The 14,628-nt window shown below is 45.8% G+C and carries 15 protein-coding genes; 3 read left to right on the top strand and 12 right to left on the bottom strand.

The genetic code is table 11. The features are described from left to right. Nucleotides 1–136: 136 nt before the first annotated feature. From thiI to pomA, 3 genes are all read right to left on the bottom strand, one after another. Nucleotides 137–1,585 (bottom strand): tRNA uracil 4-sulfurtransferase ThiI, encoded by a 1,449-nt coding sequence (thiI, locus tag R7Z77_RS05480; RefSeq protein ID WP_053302994.1) that lies wholly within the window; start codon nt 1,583–1,585, stop codon nt 137–139. Nucleotides 1,586–1,796: 211 nt separating this feature from the next. Beyond that, complete coding sequence (locus R7Z77_RS05475; RefSeq protein WP_042521210.1) at nt 1,797–2,744, bottom strand: flagellar motor protein MotB; 948 nt, start codon at nt 2,742–2,744, stop codon at nt 1,797–1,799. Between the two features lie 14 nt (nt 2,745–2,758). Continuing rightward, a complete protein-coding gene (pomA, locus tag R7Z77_RS05470; RefSeq protein ID WP_005381564.1) occupies nt 2,759–3,520 on the bottom strand; it encodes a flagellar motor protein PomA in 762 nt (253 codons plus the stop codon). A gap of 263 nt (nt 3,521–3,783) precedes the next feature. On the opposite strand from pomA, the gene xseB reads away from it, so the two are divergent. From xseB to dxs, 3 genes are read left to right on the top strand one after another with little or no spacing between them, the layout of a single operon-like run. Next, complete coding sequence (gene xseB, locus R7Z77_RS05465; RefSeq protein WP_017635682.1) at nt 3,784–4,026, top strand: exodeoxyribonuclease VII small subunit; 243 nt, start codon at nt 3,784–3,786, stop codon at nt 4,024–4,026. A gap of 21 nt (nt 4,027–4,047) precedes the next feature. After that, nucleotides 4,048–4,932: a (2E,6E)-farnesyl diphosphate synthase gene (ispA, locus tag R7Z77_RS05460; protein WP_033905843.1), complete on the top strand. Its 885-nt coding sequence runs from the start codon at nt 4,048–4,050 to the stop codon at nt 4,930–4,932. 20 nt (nt 4,933–4,952) lie between these two features. Next, nucleotides 4,953–6,818, top strand: coding sequence for a 1-deoxy-D-xylulose-5-phosphate synthase (dxs, locus tag R7Z77_RS05455; protein ID WP_064353674.1), 1,866 nt, complete (start codon nt 4,953–4,955; stop codon nt 6,816–6,818). 58 nt (nt 6,819–6,876) lie between these two features. Here dxs and pgpA read toward each other — a convergent pair whose 3' ends face one another. From pgpA to R7Z77_RS05410, 9 genes are all read right to left on the bottom strand, one after another. Beyond that, nucleotides 6,877–7,383 carry a phosphatidylglycerophosphatase A gene (gene pgpA, locus R7Z77_RS05450; protein WP_005381569.1) on the bottom strand — a complete coding sequence of 169 codons (507 nt, stop codon included), beginning with the start codon at nt 7,381–7,383 and terminating at the stop codon, nt 6,877–6,879. Between the two features lie 91 nt (nt 7,384–7,474). Continuing rightward, on the bottom strand, nt 7,475–8,440 hold the full coding sequence (thiL, locus tag R7Z77_RS05445) for a thiamine-phosphate kinase (RefSeq protein WP_047102095.1): 966 nt from the start codon (nt 8,438–8,440) through the stop codon (nt 7,475–7,477). A 78-nt stretch (nt 8,441–8,518) separates the two neighbouring features. Then, entirely contained in the window at nt 8,519–8,986 is a 468-nt protein-coding gene (gene nusB, locus R7Z77_RS05440; protein WP_005381571.1) for a transcription antitermination factor NusB, read from the bottom strand. Then, nucleotides 8,986–9,456, bottom strand: a complete 471-nt coding sequence (gene ribE, locus R7Z77_RS05435; RefSeq protein WP_005381572.1) for a 6,7-dimethyl-8-ribityllumazine synthase — start codon at nt 9,454–9,456, stop codon at nt 8,986–8,988. The genes nusB and ribE overlap by 1 nt, the downstream gene beginning before the upstream one ends. 169 nt (nt 9,457–9,625) lie before the next feature. Beyond that, the gene (ribBA, locus tag R7Z77_RS05430) at nt 9,626–10,735 is read right to left on the bottom strand and encodes a bifunctional 3,4-dihydroxy-2-butanone-4-phosphate synthase/GTP cyclohydrolase II (RefSeq protein WP_005381573.1); all 1,110 of its coding nucleotides are present in this window, start codon (nt 10,733–10,735) and stop codon (nt 9,626–9,628) included. 173 nt (nt 10,736–10,908) lie between these two features. Then, entirely contained in the window at nt 10,909–11,562 is a 654-nt protein-coding gene (locus R7Z77_RS05425; RefSeq protein ID WP_005383626.1) for a riboflavin synthase, read from the bottom strand. Nucleotides 11,563–11,570: 8 nt separating this feature from the next. After that, the gene (gene ribD / locus R7Z77_RS05420) at nt 11,571–12,698 is read right to left on the bottom strand and encodes a bifunctional diaminohydroxyphosphoribosylaminopyrimidine deaminase/5-amino-6-(5-phosphoribosylamino)uracil reductase RibD (RefSeq protein WP_017635684.1); all 1,128 of its coding nucleotides are present in this window, start codon (nt 12,696–12,698) and stop codon (nt 11,571–11,573) included. Between the two features lie 7 nt (nt 12,699–12,705). Beyond that, on the bottom strand, nt 12,706–13,155 hold the full coding sequence (gene nrdR, locus R7Z77_RS05415) for a transcriptional regulator NrdR (protein ID WP_005381578.1): 450 nt from the start codon (nt 13,153–13,155) through the stop codon (nt 12,706–12,708). A gap of 206 nt (nt 13,156–13,361) precedes the next feature. After that, the gene (locus tag R7Z77_RS05410; RefSeq protein WP_025768889.1) at nt 13,362–14,612 is read right to left on the bottom strand and encodes a glutamate-5-semialdehyde dehydrogenase; all 1,251 of its coding nucleotides are present in this window, start codon (nt 14,610–14,612) and stop codon (nt 13,362–13,364) included. Between the last annotated feature and the right edge of the window lie 16 nt (nt 14,613–14,628).

Here is a 14,628-nt window from a genome sequence, read left to right as displayed (position 1 = left end):
TATCAACACAAAGTGTATGGCTTTGCGATGAGCCTCAACATTATGCTAAGTAATGGTTGTCTGTAACGCGATCAAAAACAAAAAAGGCGCAAATTGATGTCTCAATTTGCGCCTTTTAACGTATTTTATCAGTCAGCTATGGACGGTAAACTTTTACGTTGCTGAAGCCTTGCTCTTGCAAGTAAAGCGCTTGCAGACGGCTCATCACACCGCGGTCACAGTAAAGTAGGTATGTCATAGACTGGTCTAAGTCACCAAACTGTGTACCCAGCTTGTAGAAAGGGATATGTTTCACATCCACACCTTCGATTTCAAGTGGGTTATCGTCTTCCTCTTCAGGACTACGAATATCTAGCACAACCGCGTGCTCTTCTACCGCTTGAACTTGCTCTACTTCTGGTGCGGCTTGCTCAGACTCTTTCGCGATATCACGAATGTCCATCATGCGAGCTTCTTGAACCACTTGCTCAAGGATACTAAAGTCGAATTTCTCTTCTTCAGCTTCTAGCTTGCCTTTCACCGCTTTCACGGTTGGCTTCTTAGAGATAACACCACAGTATTCTGGCATTGTCTTTGCGAAATCTTCTGTGCCGATTTCACGTGCTAGATTGATGATGTCTTCTTTATCCCAGTTGATAAGTGGACGCAGAATCAGCGTGTCAGTTACGTTATCGATGTGGCGTAGATTGGTTAGCGTTTGGCTCGATACTTGACCTAGTGCTTCACCTGTTACCAATGCTTCGATCTTCATCTTCTGAGCGATCATGCCTGCTGCACGCATAAACATACGCTTCAAGATCACGCCCATTTGGCCGTCATCGACTTTCTCTAGGATTTCCGCAACCACAGGCTCGAAATCAACTGAGATAAAACGTACTTTTGCTGAAGAACCGTATTTGTTCCATAGGTAGTGAGAAACCTGCTTAACGCCGATTTCGTGTGCTGGACCACCTAAGTTAAAGAAGCAGTAATGTACTTTTGAACCACGCTTGATATGAAGATAGCTTGAAACACCAGAATCGAAACCACCCGAGATCAGGCTTAACACGTCTTCTTGCGTACCCAGAGGGAAACCACCTAGGCCTTTATGACGAGACAATACTTGGTTTAGCTTGTCGTTCGAGACTTCTACCTTGATCGTCACGTCTGGGTTTCGTAGCTTAACACTAGCGCTTTCAATCGCTTGATTTAAACCACCGCCTACATAACGCTCTAGTTCAATGGAGGTAAAGTCATGCTTGCCACGACGCTTCGCACGTACAACAAAGGTTTTATTTTCGAGTGCAGCACGGTTGAGTTCTAGCACTTGCTCGAAGATATCGTGCAAGTCTTTAAATTCAGTTTGCTTCACTTCCAGTACGTGGTGAATGCCTGGTGTATGAGTCAAAACCTCAAGAACTTCAGCGTGGAATTCGTTACTCTCAGAGGTCACTTCAATGTGATCACGACGGTTAAATACCGCGACAGACTCCGTGCGGCTCTTAATGATGTTACGAATGTTGCACTCTAAAATCTTTGTGAAGCGCTTACGCACAGATTCACTTTTTACAAAAATTTCTGGATGGGGCTTTACAATAAATTTCATAGTCTAATTCGCAGGTTAGTTTCGCAATCAACAAAGAGTGACACTCAACTTCAATACTTCATACGCAGTAAAACCGCGTTTCAGTCACAAAAAGTAGTCTGAGCTCACTTTTAAGGCGCAAGATTATACACCCAAGCGGATTGGAAAAACAAAAAAAGCGAGCAATCTGCTCGCTTTCTTATCTCTTTACTGACTTAAAACTAAAGCCTAGTTATTGAATTACTGGCACTTCTTCACTGTAGAGAGGCTCGCCTTGCATAATGCTGATTTCAACCCGTCGGTTAAGCGCACGATTTTCATCAGAATCATTCGGTAACAAGGGCTCCGTATCCGCCATACCCCGCACTCTCAAACGTTGATGAGAGAAGCCTCTCACTTTCTCCATCTCTTGCGCGACTGATACTGCACGCTGAGAAGAGAGATCCCAGTTAGAACGATAAAGTTCCGAGTCTAGCGGTCGATTGTCTGTATGGCCAGATACTCGAACAATGCCTGGCACGTCTTTTACTAGCTCTGCAATCTGACGAACTAAAGGACGAAACTTAGGCTGCAAGAAGGCCGAACCTTCTGGGAATGCACCTTTTTCACGCATACGTATAACAATCTGCTGACCGAGGTTTTCAACTTCAATGGCGCCTTGTTCAATCTCTCGCTCTAAGGCTTTCTTGATGCTTTCCATCAAGGTTTCCATCTCTTGCGACATCTCTTTAGATTGCTGTTGCTGCATGTCCGCTTCGGCAGATTCATTGTTTTGAGTTGACGTTTCTGGCGATTGCCCACCCGTTAACTTGCCTTCATCACGTTTTGTGCCACCAGCTCGATCAGACTCCCCTTCATGAAATTCGAGCGTCTGCTGAGTGATGTCCATGGTTTGCTGCATGATGACATCAATCGGAGTTGGTTCCGGCCGACCCGGTCGAAACTCTTGGGCAATAATGCTAGTACCTTTAGGAATGTCTTTCACTTCAAGCTGATTTTGCACACCGAAGGCAAATTTCATTGATCCTGCAATTTGTTTGAACTTCAGTACATCCATCTCAGAAAACGAGAGCAGAAGAACAAAGAAACACATCAGTAGCGACATCAAATCTGCGAATGTCCCCATCCATAACGGGAGGCCAGGTGGCGGACAATCGCATTTGTTATCTTCATCATCCATCACGACTCTCCAAGTTACTCGTCAATCTCAAGGGCACGTTTACCTTCATTGAGGTAGTTCTTCAAGTAACTATCGATCACTCGCGGGTTTTGGCCATCTTGAATCGCTAATACGCCATCCATGATCAAACGGCGATTTAGCGTTTCTTGGTCACGGCGAAGAGAAAGCTTATCCGCAATAGGGAAAAACACCATATTGGACAGGATCGCGCCATACAATGTGGTCAAGAGTGCAACGGCCATTGCTGGTCCAATCGCTTTAGGGTCATCCATGTTTGAAAGCATCGCAACAAGACCAACCAAGGTGCCAATCATTCCCATTGCAGGAGCAACGTCGCCAAAGGCGCGAAATACACCAGTACCTTGCGTATGTCGTTCATCCGTAAGCGCGATGTCTTTTTTGAGTGCCGCTCTCACAACGTCGGCATCATGGCCATCAACCAGTAGATCAATGCCTTTCTGCATGAATGTGTTGTTTATTTCCATCTCTTCAAGAGCAAGAAAACCACCTTTACGCGCCGCATCGGCCATTTCCACAATTTTTGCGATCAGGTCTTCGGGTTCATCCGCTTTAAACATGAAAGCTTTGCCTGCAATCTTTGTCGCACCAAAAAACTGTCCCATTGTGAACTTCATCAACACGACGAATATTGAGCCACCAACGACAATAAGGATCGACGTGACATCGACAAACATGCCGATGCTGCCACCAAGCACCATCGCCATAATGACGAATGCAAAACCACCAATCAAACCTAATAGGGTTGCTAAATCCACAAAGCACTCCTCACGCTATACTCAAATACTGCCATTGGGCGGATTATTACCTGTATCGACAACTCGCGCAGAATTTTTAGAAAAATCTTAGCTAATGGATCACAAATTACACCTAACAACCTCAACCAAAATATGGGGTTTCACCGCTTAGACTCGTTGAACGCTAATTTTGTGACAATTATATAAGGTTAAATTTGACCAAGTTACTAGGCTAAGGTAACTTTCGTGCATCTTACCCGAGGCTTGATTAAGGCAGAAAAAAGATGGCGGTCAAGAAACCAGAAAACATGACCTTTGAAGCAACCATTGAAGAGCTTGATAGCTTGGTTGATCAATTAGAAAATGGCGATCTTGCTCTAGATGATGCCCTGCGTAAGTTTGAACGAGGCATTGCCTTAGCTCGTGCAGGCCAAACTAAATTAAGCGACGCCGAACAGCGCGTGAGCATTCTTCTTAATGAAGATGATGAAGCACCACTGAGTGACTTCAAACCAGATTCAGAATAACAATCAGTAGTGAGCAATGTGATGCAACAGACATTGACGTCTTTTCAACAAAGAAACAATCAGCAATTGAATTTGTGGCTCGATCAGCTTCCATATCAAGAGCAGCCATTGATTCAAGCAATGAAATACGGCCTTTTGCTAGGTGGAAAACGCGTTCGCCCTTTTCTTGTTTACATCACAGGTCAAATGCTCGGCTGTAAACCTGAAGACTTAGACACCCCCGCCGCTGCTATCGAATGTATACATGCCTACTCACTCATTCATGATGATCTGCCAGCCATGGACGATGATGAACTGCGTCGAGGTCAACCAACTTGTCATATTAAGTTTGATGAAGCAACCGCAATACTGACAGGTGACGCACTACAAACTCTTGCCTTCACTATTATTGCTGATGGTCAATTAAGCCCGGCGGCTGAAGCTCAACGCATCAGCATGATCAAAGCCTTAGCGCATTCCTCTGGTGCCAGCGGCATGTGTGTAGGGCAAGCCTTAGATTTAGGCGCGGAAAATCGCCAAGTTTCTCTTGAAGAAATGGAAGAGATACACCGTAAAAAAACCGGAGCTCTGATTGATTGTGCGGTAAAATTAGGTGCATTAGCTGCTGGTGAGAAAGGTATCGAGGTTCTACCTCACTTGGAGCGCTACTCAAAAGCAATTGGTTTGGCGTTTCAGGTTCAAGACGATATTCTTGATATCATCAGTGACACAGAAACACTGGGTAAGCCTCAAGGTTCCGACCAAGGTCTGAATAAGAGCACTTATCCTTCCCTGCTGGGTTTAGAGGGAGCCATAGAGAAAGCTCACACTCTGTTACAGGAAGCACTTCAAGCATTGGAAGCTATCCCATACAATACTCAGTTACTCGAAGAGTTCGCCCGATATGTCATCGAGCGCAAAAATTAACACTATAAGCGCGCATTTATATGACTCTTGATATTTCAAAGTACCCAACACTGGCGTTAGCAAATACACCGGAAGAATTACGTCTTCTTCCGAAAGAAACATTACCAAATCTGTGTGATGAACTGCGAACGTATCTGCTAAATTCAGTGAGCCAATCTAGCGGACACTTAGCGTCTGGCTTAGGCACCGTAGAGCTAACTGTCGCTCTGCATTATGTTTACAACACCCCTATCGACAAATTGATTTGGGATGTTGGTCATCAGGCTTACCCGCACAAAATCCTCACCGGACGTCGCGATAAAATGCCAACAATTCGCCAAAAGGATGGTCTACACCCTTTCCCCTGGCGTGAAGAAAGTGAATATGACACGTTGTCTGTCGGTCACTCTTCGACATCTATCAGTGCAGGTCTTGGCTTGGCCATCAGCGCACAAAAAGAAGGCAAAGGCCGTAAAATTGTCAGTGTGATTGGCGATGGCGCAATTACAGCAGGCATGGCATTCGAAGCCATGAACCACGCTGGCGACGTTCATCCTGATATGTTGGTGATTTTGAACGACAACGAAATGTCGATTTCAGAAAACGTCGGCGCCCTGAATAACCACCTTGCGAAAGTACTTTCTGGTAGCTTGTACACTTCTATCCGTGAAGGCGGTAAGAAAGTGCTGTCTGGTGTTCCACCTATTAAAGAGTTGGTTCGCCGTACGGAAGAGCACCTAAAAGGCATGGTGGTGCCTGGTACTCTGTTCGAAGAGTTCGGCTTTAATTACATTGGCCCGGTTGATGGGCACGACGTCAATGAACTCGTCAAAACGCTGAAAAATATGCGTGAGCTCAAAGGTCCTCAATTCCTACACATCATGACCAAGAAAGGCAAAGGTTATGAGCCTGCCGAGAAAGATCCTATCGGCTACCATGCAGTGCCGAAGTTCGCACCGGCAAACAATAGCTTACCGAAGAGCAGTGGCGGTAAGCCAACTTACTCAAAGATCTTCGGTGACTTTTTATGTGACATGGCGGCCCAAGATCCTAAGCTAATGGCAATTACGCCAGCAATGCGCGAAGGATCAGGTATGGTGCGTTTCTCAAAAGAGTACCCAGACCAATACTTTGATGTGGCGATTGCTGAGCAGCACGCAGTGACACTGGCAACAGGCATGGCAATTGCGGGCGATCATCCAATCGTTGCTATCTATTCGACTTTCTTGCAACGTGGTTATGACCAATTGATCCACGACATCGCGATCATGGACTTACCAGTGATGTTTGCGATCGACCGCGCAGGTCTCGTTGGCGCAGATGGTCAAACTCACCAAGGTGCGTTCGATTTGAGCTTTATGCGCTGTATTCCGAACATGGTGATCATGGCGCCAAGCGACGAAAACGAGTGCCGACAAATGCTTTACACTGGCCATAAGCATTCTGGCCCGAGTGCGGTTCGATACCCTCGTGGTAGCGGCATGGGCGTAGAAATCGAAACTGAGTTTACGGCGTTAGAAATCGGTAAAGGGCGCATGGTTCGCCAAGGTGAAAAAGTTGCTATTCTGAGCTTTGGTACTTTCTTGGGTAACGCGCTAGAAGCGGCAGAATACCTTAACGCCACTGTTGCTGATATGCGCTTTGTGAAGCCGCTCGATGAAGCATTAATTCGTCAATTAGCCGCAGATCATGACGTGCTCGTGACGTTAGAAGAAAATGTTATCGCAGGTGGTGCAGGTGCGGGTGTCGTTGAGTTCATGATGAAAGATAAAATCATTAAGCCAGTCTTAAACCTAGGTTTACCCGATGAGTTTATTCATCAGGGAACACAAGATGAACTGCATGAAGAGCTTGGCCTCGATGCAAAAGGAATTGAAAAATCCATCTTGGATTATTTAGCAAAATAGCATGTAAAAAGGGATGCTCATGGCATCCCTTTTTTACGTCCAGTGTTTAGTTCATGGTTTAATTCATCCAGCCAGCGTATTTTGCGACTAGAAACAGGGCAACACCAGCCATAATTCCCGCCACGATATCATCAACCATAATACCTAGCCCACCGTGAACTCGCTTATCTAGCCACCCAATTGGCCAAGGTTTTACCATATCGAAAAAACGAAATAAGATGAAGCCAGTGATCAACCACTTCCATTCAGTGAGTGGAATATTCAGTGCAGGTACAATGCTCATCGTAATCCAAAAGCCCGCAAACTCATCCCATACGATTGAACCATGATCATGTACTTTCATGTCTGCAGACGTCACTTGGCATATTTGAATGCCGATCACACACGAGATCAGAACAACAATGACATACGCCGTAAATGGTAATTGTGCCAACAGCAAAAAGAAAGGCACGGCCGCCAGTGTGCCCATTGTTCCAGGGATAAACGGGGATAATCCACTGCCAAAACCCGTCGCCAATAGATGCCACGGATTCTTTAATGAAATCAGAGAAAGAGGGTTGGTCATATCCTTAAACCTATACTGCTAGTTTGGTTTCAATCGTCATGCCTGCGAGTTACTCAATAGTAACAGGCTCTTGGCTAGAGCTTAGCTCAGATCATTTAAAGTGGTCGAAGCCACTTAAGTCCCAATCAAGTGGTTGATTGTTATCATGCAGCTCGAAGGTTCCATTTGGTCGGATTTGACCAATACATGTGACCTTACAGCCAGTATGAGATAAAGCGCTTTGTAACGAGCCTCGATTTTGCTCCGGCACGGTAAAACACAACTCGTATTCTTCGCCACTTGCTAAAGCATACTGCTGCGCGCTGATCTTATCATCTAAAAACTGGACTAATTCTGAAGAGATCGGTAGCTGAGAGACATCAATACTAACCCCAACCTGAGATCGCTGTAAAATGTGCTTAATATCAGAGATTAAACCATCTGAAATATCTATCGCCGACGAGGCTAAGCCAACAAGAGCTTGTCCAGCAAGCACACGCGGAGAACTAAGGTAATGAGCTCGCTCTAGTGCTTCCGCGCCGGCTCTGCTGCGCAGAGAGTCATCTAGAATCACATCCAAGCCAGCTTTTGCATCGCCAAGGTTTCCCGTTACATATACCCAATCCCCAGGCTTGGCTCCGGATCGCGTGAGCGCTTTGTCTTCAGGTACAAAACCTTGCACCGTGAGTGTCAGACACAATGGCCCTTTGGTGGTATCACCGCCTATTAACTGAATACCATAGTAATCAGCCAGTTCGAAAAATGCATCACAGAAAGGAGCAAGCCATTTTTCATCTGGCTCAGGCATCGTTAATGCAAAGCTCACCCACGCAGGCGTTGCGCCCATCGCCGCCAAATCACTGATGTTAGAAGCCAATGCTTTGTGTGCGACCCATGCTGGGTTCGCGTCGGCTAAGAAATGCGTTCCAGCTACCAATGTATCCGTGCTAATCGCAATCTGAACATTAGCTGGCGCTTTGACCAAAGCGCAATCATCACCAGCGGCTAGATGGACATCTTTACGTTGGCTCTGACGACCGACGAAATACTTGTCTATCAGATTAAATTCACCAGACATAATTCACTTACTTTTTGATGTAAAAGCTTTTGATACAAAAAAGGTCAGCATGTGCTGACCTTTTCATTGAAGAAATCGTTATTTCTTACGAATGTGAGGTGCTGCTTTATCAAGTACACCATTCACAAACTTGTGGCTATCTTCTGCTGCAAAAACTTTTGCAAGTTCAATCGCTTCATTGATAACAACTTTGTAAGGAACATCTTCGCGACGAGTCATCTCGTACATAGCAAGGCGAAGAAGAGCAAGTTCCATCATATCTAAATCCTGCATAGGACGAGAGATGTATGGACGAATTTTGCTATCTAGCTCAGCGTGGCTAAGTACAACACCGCTTAATAGTTCACGGAAGTAAGCTACGTCTGTCTCTGGAGCAGCAAGCGCTGGCTCAGATGCATGAAGTTCTTCTTCATCGTATTTGTCGCCAGACAAAAACTGTTCTTCAATCTTGGCAACATTCTCTTTAGTAATTTGCCATGAGTAGATCGCCTGTAGAGCGAATTGACGTGCGTTACGACGTGCGGCTGGTTTCACACTGGCCCCCATTAGGAATCAATTTCAGATAGTACATTAATCATTTCAAGTGCGCTTAGTGCAGCCTCTGCACCTTTATTACCAGCCTTGGTTCCTGCGCGTTCAATCGCTTGATCGATCGTATCAACAGTCAAAACACCAAATGCTACTGGAATGCTGAATTCCATAGACACTTGTGCTAGACCTTTGTTCATTTCACTACAAACATAGTCAAAGTGAGGCGTTCCACCGCGAATAACAGACCCTAGAGAAACAATAGCGTCGAATTTGCCAGTTTTAGCAACACGCTGAGCTACTAGAGGTAGTTCTACGGCACCTGGACAACGCACAACCGTGATGTTGTCTTCGCTTACTTGTCCGTGACGCTTTAGTGTATCGATCGCACCAGAAAGTAGGCTTTCGTTAATAAAACTGTTGAAACGAGAAATAACGATAGCAATTTTTGCATTTGGCGCTGGGAAGCCACCCTCGATCACTTTCATAAGCTTTCCTTTAACTCTATTTATAAGTGAAATATGTTCATCAAGTGAGAATCGCCGGATTCTAGCACAAATTTGTGAGCAATATCTAATGGAAATTGGAGGCAAATCACCGGTTCCTAGCCATTGACGAGTTAAGCACGTCAAAGACTAGGAACTTATTGTTCGGTTGTTACTCGCAGACGTACTCAACAACGTTCAGACCAAAACCACCTAACGCGTGGTACTTTTTGTTGGTCGATGACAGAAGGCGCATATCATGTACACCGAGATCCGCAAGAATCTGTGAACCAACGCCAACACGGCGAGACGTGCCTTGTTTTTTAGCAAGCGTTGGGGCTTCACCTTTGTCTTGCGCTTCGAACATCTTCACGCGATGAATAAGTAGATCGGTCGATTCTTCATGGCCAAGAACAACCAGCACACCGCCTTCTTCACCAATGCGTTTCATTGCCTTATCTAGTGTCCAGCTGCGCTCTGCATTACGATCGCTACGTAGTAAGTCGGTAAAAACGTCTTGAAGATGAACGCGAACCAGTGGCGCTTTTTCTTTCAAATCGCCCTTGCACATTGCGTAGTGCACTTGGTTATCAATGGTGTCTTTGTAAGTGACTAACGTGAACTCGCCAAACTCTGTCGGTAGCTTGCACTCTGCCACACGTTCAATCGTTGTCTCAGTGTTATTGCGGTACTCAATTAGGTCGGCAATAGTGCCCAATTTAATACCGTGCTTCTCTGCAAAGATCTCTAGATCTGGGCGACGAGCCATGGTGCCGTCGTCATTTAAGATCTCAACAATCACCGATGCTGGCTCTAAACCAGCAAGACGAGCCAAATCACAGCCTGCTTCAGTGTGACCTGCGCGAGTCAGTACACCGCCGTCTTGAGCTGCGAGAGGGAAGATGTGACCAGGCTGCACCAAATCCGCAGCTTTAGCGTTTGGCGCGACTGCTGCTTGAACGGTACGTGCGCGATCTGCGGCTGAAATACCAGTCGTTACCCCTTCTGCTGCCTCAATCGAAACAGTAAAGTTGGTGGTGTATTGCGCATTATTGTCTTGCACCATTGGTGGCAGACCTAGACTTTCGCAACGATCTTTGGTCATGGTTAAACAAATCAGGCCACGGCCATAGGTTGCCATAAAGTTGATGGCTTCCGGCGTAATATGCTCGGCAGCCATGATCAAGTCACCTTCATTCTCGCGGTCTTCATCATCCATGAGGATGACCATTTTGCCTGCGCGAATATCATCAATAATTTCTTGTGGCGTACTGATTGGCATAGTCTGTTATCCCGTTATTCTAAATTTGTTATTGCGACAGCAATGAAAAATTACGTTGCAGTGAATGCTAGTTAGGTCAATAGTTTGAGCTTTGCATTAAGCAAGTCAATGAATCTCGCGGTGTTCTGTGAGTCTGCTCTTTATCGCATGCCTCACGCAGCCACTCCCAAGACTTATGCAAAACCGTTTTGCTGTAAAAAGTCCATCGTGATACGAGACTCGGCCTTATCTTCTTGTTGTCCTTGCAGTAAACGCTCCATATAACGCGCAAGTACATCAACTTCTAAGTTGACTTTGCGCCCCACTTGAAACTGGTCAATCGTAGTTTCTTCACTCGTATGAGGAACGATCGTCAGCTTAAAAGCATTTTTACGTAAGTCGTTGACGGTTAGGCTAATACCATCAACAGTAATCGAGCCTTTCTCTGCAACGTACTTGCTAATTTCCGCAGGCATTGCAACCCAAAACTCTATCGCACGGCCAACTGAATTGCGTTCGACAATTTCACCAACCCCATCGACATGGCCAGAAACGATATGTCCACCCAATCGCGTTGTTGGCAACATGGCTTTTTCTAGATTCACCTTATCGCCTACTTGGTAATCAGCAAACCCAGTTTTCTTCAAGGTTTCTAATGACAGATCAGCACTGTAATAGTGGCTTCCGAAGTCAACTACCGTTAAGCAAACACCATTGGTCGCAATGCTATCGCCTAACTTAACGTCTGACATATCAAGCGTACCCGTTTCAACCGTGACGGTGATGTCTTCGCCCTTCGGCGTAATCGCAGCTAACTTGCCCACTGCTTCTACTATTCCTGTAAACATACTATTTCTTATCTAATTTCATTACGTTTTATGGTGGCGGTGATGCGAATGTCTACCCCAACCATACGAACGTCTGTAATGTTTAAATCTATGACGTCAGCCATAGCGCTTAACCCTAAAGCACCGATAAGCCCCCGACCATCGCTGCCCATGAGTTTTGGCGCAAGGTAAACAATGAGCTCATCTACAAGATTAGCCTTTATCATCGCACTCGCTAGCGTAGCTCCAGCTTCAACCCATAAGTGATTGATGTGGTGCTCATCCGAGATACGTTTTAATGTCGTTGATAAGTCAATTTGGTCAGCGCTGTCCAATAGAGGGATACAGTCTCCATCAGAGCGAACAATAACTCGTTCTCCATCGGTATGGAACAGCTTGAGCGCATCAGTTAAATGGTTCTGACGGTCTAAGATTACACGTACTGGTTGACGAAGCTCTTCTTGTAAATACTGCGCTTGAACACTATTAGGTAAGTCATCCCAGCGCACATTGAGTGATGCATTATCGTCAATCACCGTTTTGCTAGTAGAAAGAATGCCACCACTTATCGCTCGATAACGCTGCACATCTTGGCGGGCCGCTGGGGAGGTGATCCATTGGCTCTGACCATTACTGAGTGCGCTTTGCCCATCCAAACTGGCTGCCATTTTTAATTGAACAAACGGCATGCCTGTACGCATGTACTTTATAAAACCAGGGTTAAGGGCAAGGGCATCTTGCTCTAACAAGCCGATTTGTACTTCAATTCCGGCATCACGTAACATCTGGATGCCGCGACCTGCAACTTTCGGGTTTGGGTCTACCATGGCGCAAACCACACGTGCCACTTTGGCTTTAATCAGCCCTTCGGCACATGGCGGTGTACGGCCGTAATGAGAGCAAGGTTCTAGCGTCACATAAGCGGTTGCACCAACTGCTTTTTCACCCGCCATGCGCATCGCGTGCACCTCGGCATGCGGCTCACCAGCACGATGGTGATAGCCTTCACCGACAATTTCTTCATCACGAACGATGACACACCCTACATTTGGATTAGGGGCGGTGGTATAAATGCCACGTTTCGCTAACTTAATAGCTCGTGACATCATGGCGAAATCTAAATCAGAAAACGCTCTTTCAAGAGTGTGTTGAGTCATGAGCTACTCAGTCTTCTAGGCGGGCAATCTCTTCGCCAAACTCGCGAATATCTTCAAAGCTGCGGTAAACGGAAGCGAAACGAATGTAAGCCACCTTATCGAGCTCTTTGAGCTGGTCCATGACTAAATTACCAATCATTTCACTCGGAACCTCTCGCTCACCCGTCGCACGCAGTTGTGATTTGATCATACTGATCGCTAACTCTATAGAATCGGCACTCACTGGGCGTTTCTCTAAAGCGCGTTGAATACCGCCAACCATTTTATCTTCATCAAATGGTTCACGGTTGCCATTCGATTTGATCACTTTAGGCATCACTAACTCTGCGCTTTCAAACGTAGTGAAACGCTCGCTACACGCCAAGCACTGACGGCGACGTCGAACTTGATGGCCATCAGCCACTAAGCGGGAATCAATAACTTTGGTATCGTTCTCGGAACAAAAAGGACAATGCATATCACCTCCATATCTATACCAAAATAACCTCATGAGCAATCACGGATAACCACGCGTTCATGGTTATACGGACTCTATTAAAGCTATTTGGGTATAACGCTTTCAAACCGAAATAAAAGCTCATGTAGTGTAGCGGAATTGGTATGTTAGACAAAACAAAAAGGGGCGCAAAGGCCCCTTTTTCACTCAAGATCTCGTCGAATGTGTTAACTGCGTGCTAAGTAGTTCGCTTTACCAACCCACTTGTAGCTAGTTAGCTCTTCTAAGCCCATCGGACCGCGTGCATGTAGCTTTTGCGTAGATACTGCGACTTCTGCGCCAAGGCCAAATTGCGCACCGTCTGTAAAGCGCGTTGAAGCATTCACATAAACCGCCGCCGAACCGACAGAATTGATGAACAGTTCTGAGTTTTCCAAACTATTGGTCATGATCGCATCTGAGTGGCTCGCGTTATGGACACGCATATGAACAATGGCATCTTTCACATCAGACACAACTTTTACACCAAGAGTGTAGCTCAACCATTCAGTATCAAAGTCACCTTCAACAGCATCGCGAATTTGTGTTGCTTGAGCCATCAGTGCTTTTGCCTTAGGCTCTGTCACGAAGGTCACTTTATCGTTCATGCGCTCTACGATCATTGGTAGGAATTGCGCTGCAATTTTTTCATGCACGAGCAGCGTATCTAATGAGTTACACGCAGATGGACGTTGAACTTTAGAGTTCTCAACCACATTCAGGGATTTCTCTAGATCAGCGGATTCGTCGACAAAGATATGGCTGATACCAAAGCCACCAATAATCACCGGAATCGTGCTGTTTTCTTTACACATTTTGTGTAGGCCAGCACCACCGCGTGGAATGATCATGTCGACGTAATCGTCCAACTTAAGCAATTGAGAAACAAGCTCACGATCTGGTTTTTCAATGTACTGCACAGAAGCGGCTGGAAGGTTCGCCTTTGCGAGCGCAGACTGAATAACCTTCACTAATTCCATATTCGAGAAAAATGTCTCTTTGCCACCACGTAAAATGCTTGCGTTGCCGGTTTTCAAGCACAACGCTGCAATATCAATGGTTACGTTTGGACGCGCTTCATAAATTACGCCTACGACACCAAGCGGCACACGACGACGAGACAGTGACATCCCATTTTCCAGTACCTTACTGTCTATTTCACTGCCTACAGGATCGTTCAAGCTAATGACGTTGCGAACATCATTCGCAATTGCAGTCAATCGTTCTTCATTAAGCAAAAGGCGATCGAGCAGCGCATCGGTTAAACCCGCTTCACGGCCAAGTTCGATGTCTTTAGCGTTTGCCGCCAAAATAGCAGCGGAGTTTGCTTCTAGCTCATCAGCGATGATGGCTAATGCTTGGTTCTTTTGCGCAGTTGACGCTGTCGCTAATTCGAAAGCTGCATCTTTAGCAGCTTTACCCATATTCGTTAAATCCACTTTGCTTCCCTCTAAT

This window comes from Vibrio sp. 1401 (genome assembly GCF_033340295.1).
Note: the sequence above shows the minus strand (reverse complement) of the source record. Positions and strands in the feature narration are given on the sequence as shown.

Coding starts and splice junctions, on each gene's coding strand:
- R7Z77_RS05425 (WP_005383626.1), bottom strand. CDS start 11,562: ATGTTTACAGGAATAGTAGAAGCAGTGGGCAAGTTAGCTGCGATTACG.
- ribD (WP_017635684.1), bottom strand. CDS start 12,698: ATGACTCAACACACTCTTGAAAGAGCGTTTTCTGATTTAGATTTCGCC.
- xseB (WP_017635682.1), top strand. CDS start 3,784: ATGGCGGTCAAGAAACCAGAAAACATGACCTTTGAAGCAACCATTGAA.
- thiL (WP_047102095.1), bottom strand. CDS start 8,440: ATGTCTGGTGAATTTAATCTGATAGACAAGTATTTCGTCGGTCGTCAG.
- nrdR (WP_005381578.1), bottom strand. CDS start 13,155: ATGCATTGTCCTTTTTGTTCCGAGAACGATACCAAAGTTATTGATTCC.
- dxs (WP_064353674.1), top strand. CDS start 4,953: ATGACTCTTGATATTTCAAAGTACCCAACACTGGCGTTAGCAAATACA.
- R7Z77_RS05475 (WP_042521210.1), bottom strand. CDS start 2,744: ATGGATGATGAAGATAACAAATGCGATTGTCCGCCACCTGGCCTCCCG.
- ribE (WP_005381572.1), bottom strand. CDS start 9,456: ATGAAAGTGATCGAGGGTGGCTTCCCAGCGCCAAATGCAAAAATTGCT.
- nusB (WP_005381571.1), bottom strand. CDS start 8,986: ATGGGGGCCAGTGTGAAACCAGCCGCACGTCGTAACGCACGTCAATTC.
- ribBA (WP_005381573.1), bottom strand. CDS start 10,735: ATGCCAATCAGTACGCCACAAGAAATTATTGATGATATTCGCGCAGGC.
- ispA (WP_033905843.1), top strand. CDS start 4,048: ATGCAACAGACATTGACGTCTTTTCAACAAAGAAACAATCAGCAATTG.
- thiI (WP_053302994.1), bottom strand. CDS start 1,585: ATGAAATTTATTGTAAAGCCCCATCCAGAAATTTTTGTAAAAAGTGAA.
- pgpA (WP_005381569.1), bottom strand. CDS start 7,383: ATGACCAACCCTCTTTCTCTGATTTCATTAAAGAATCCGTGGCATCTA.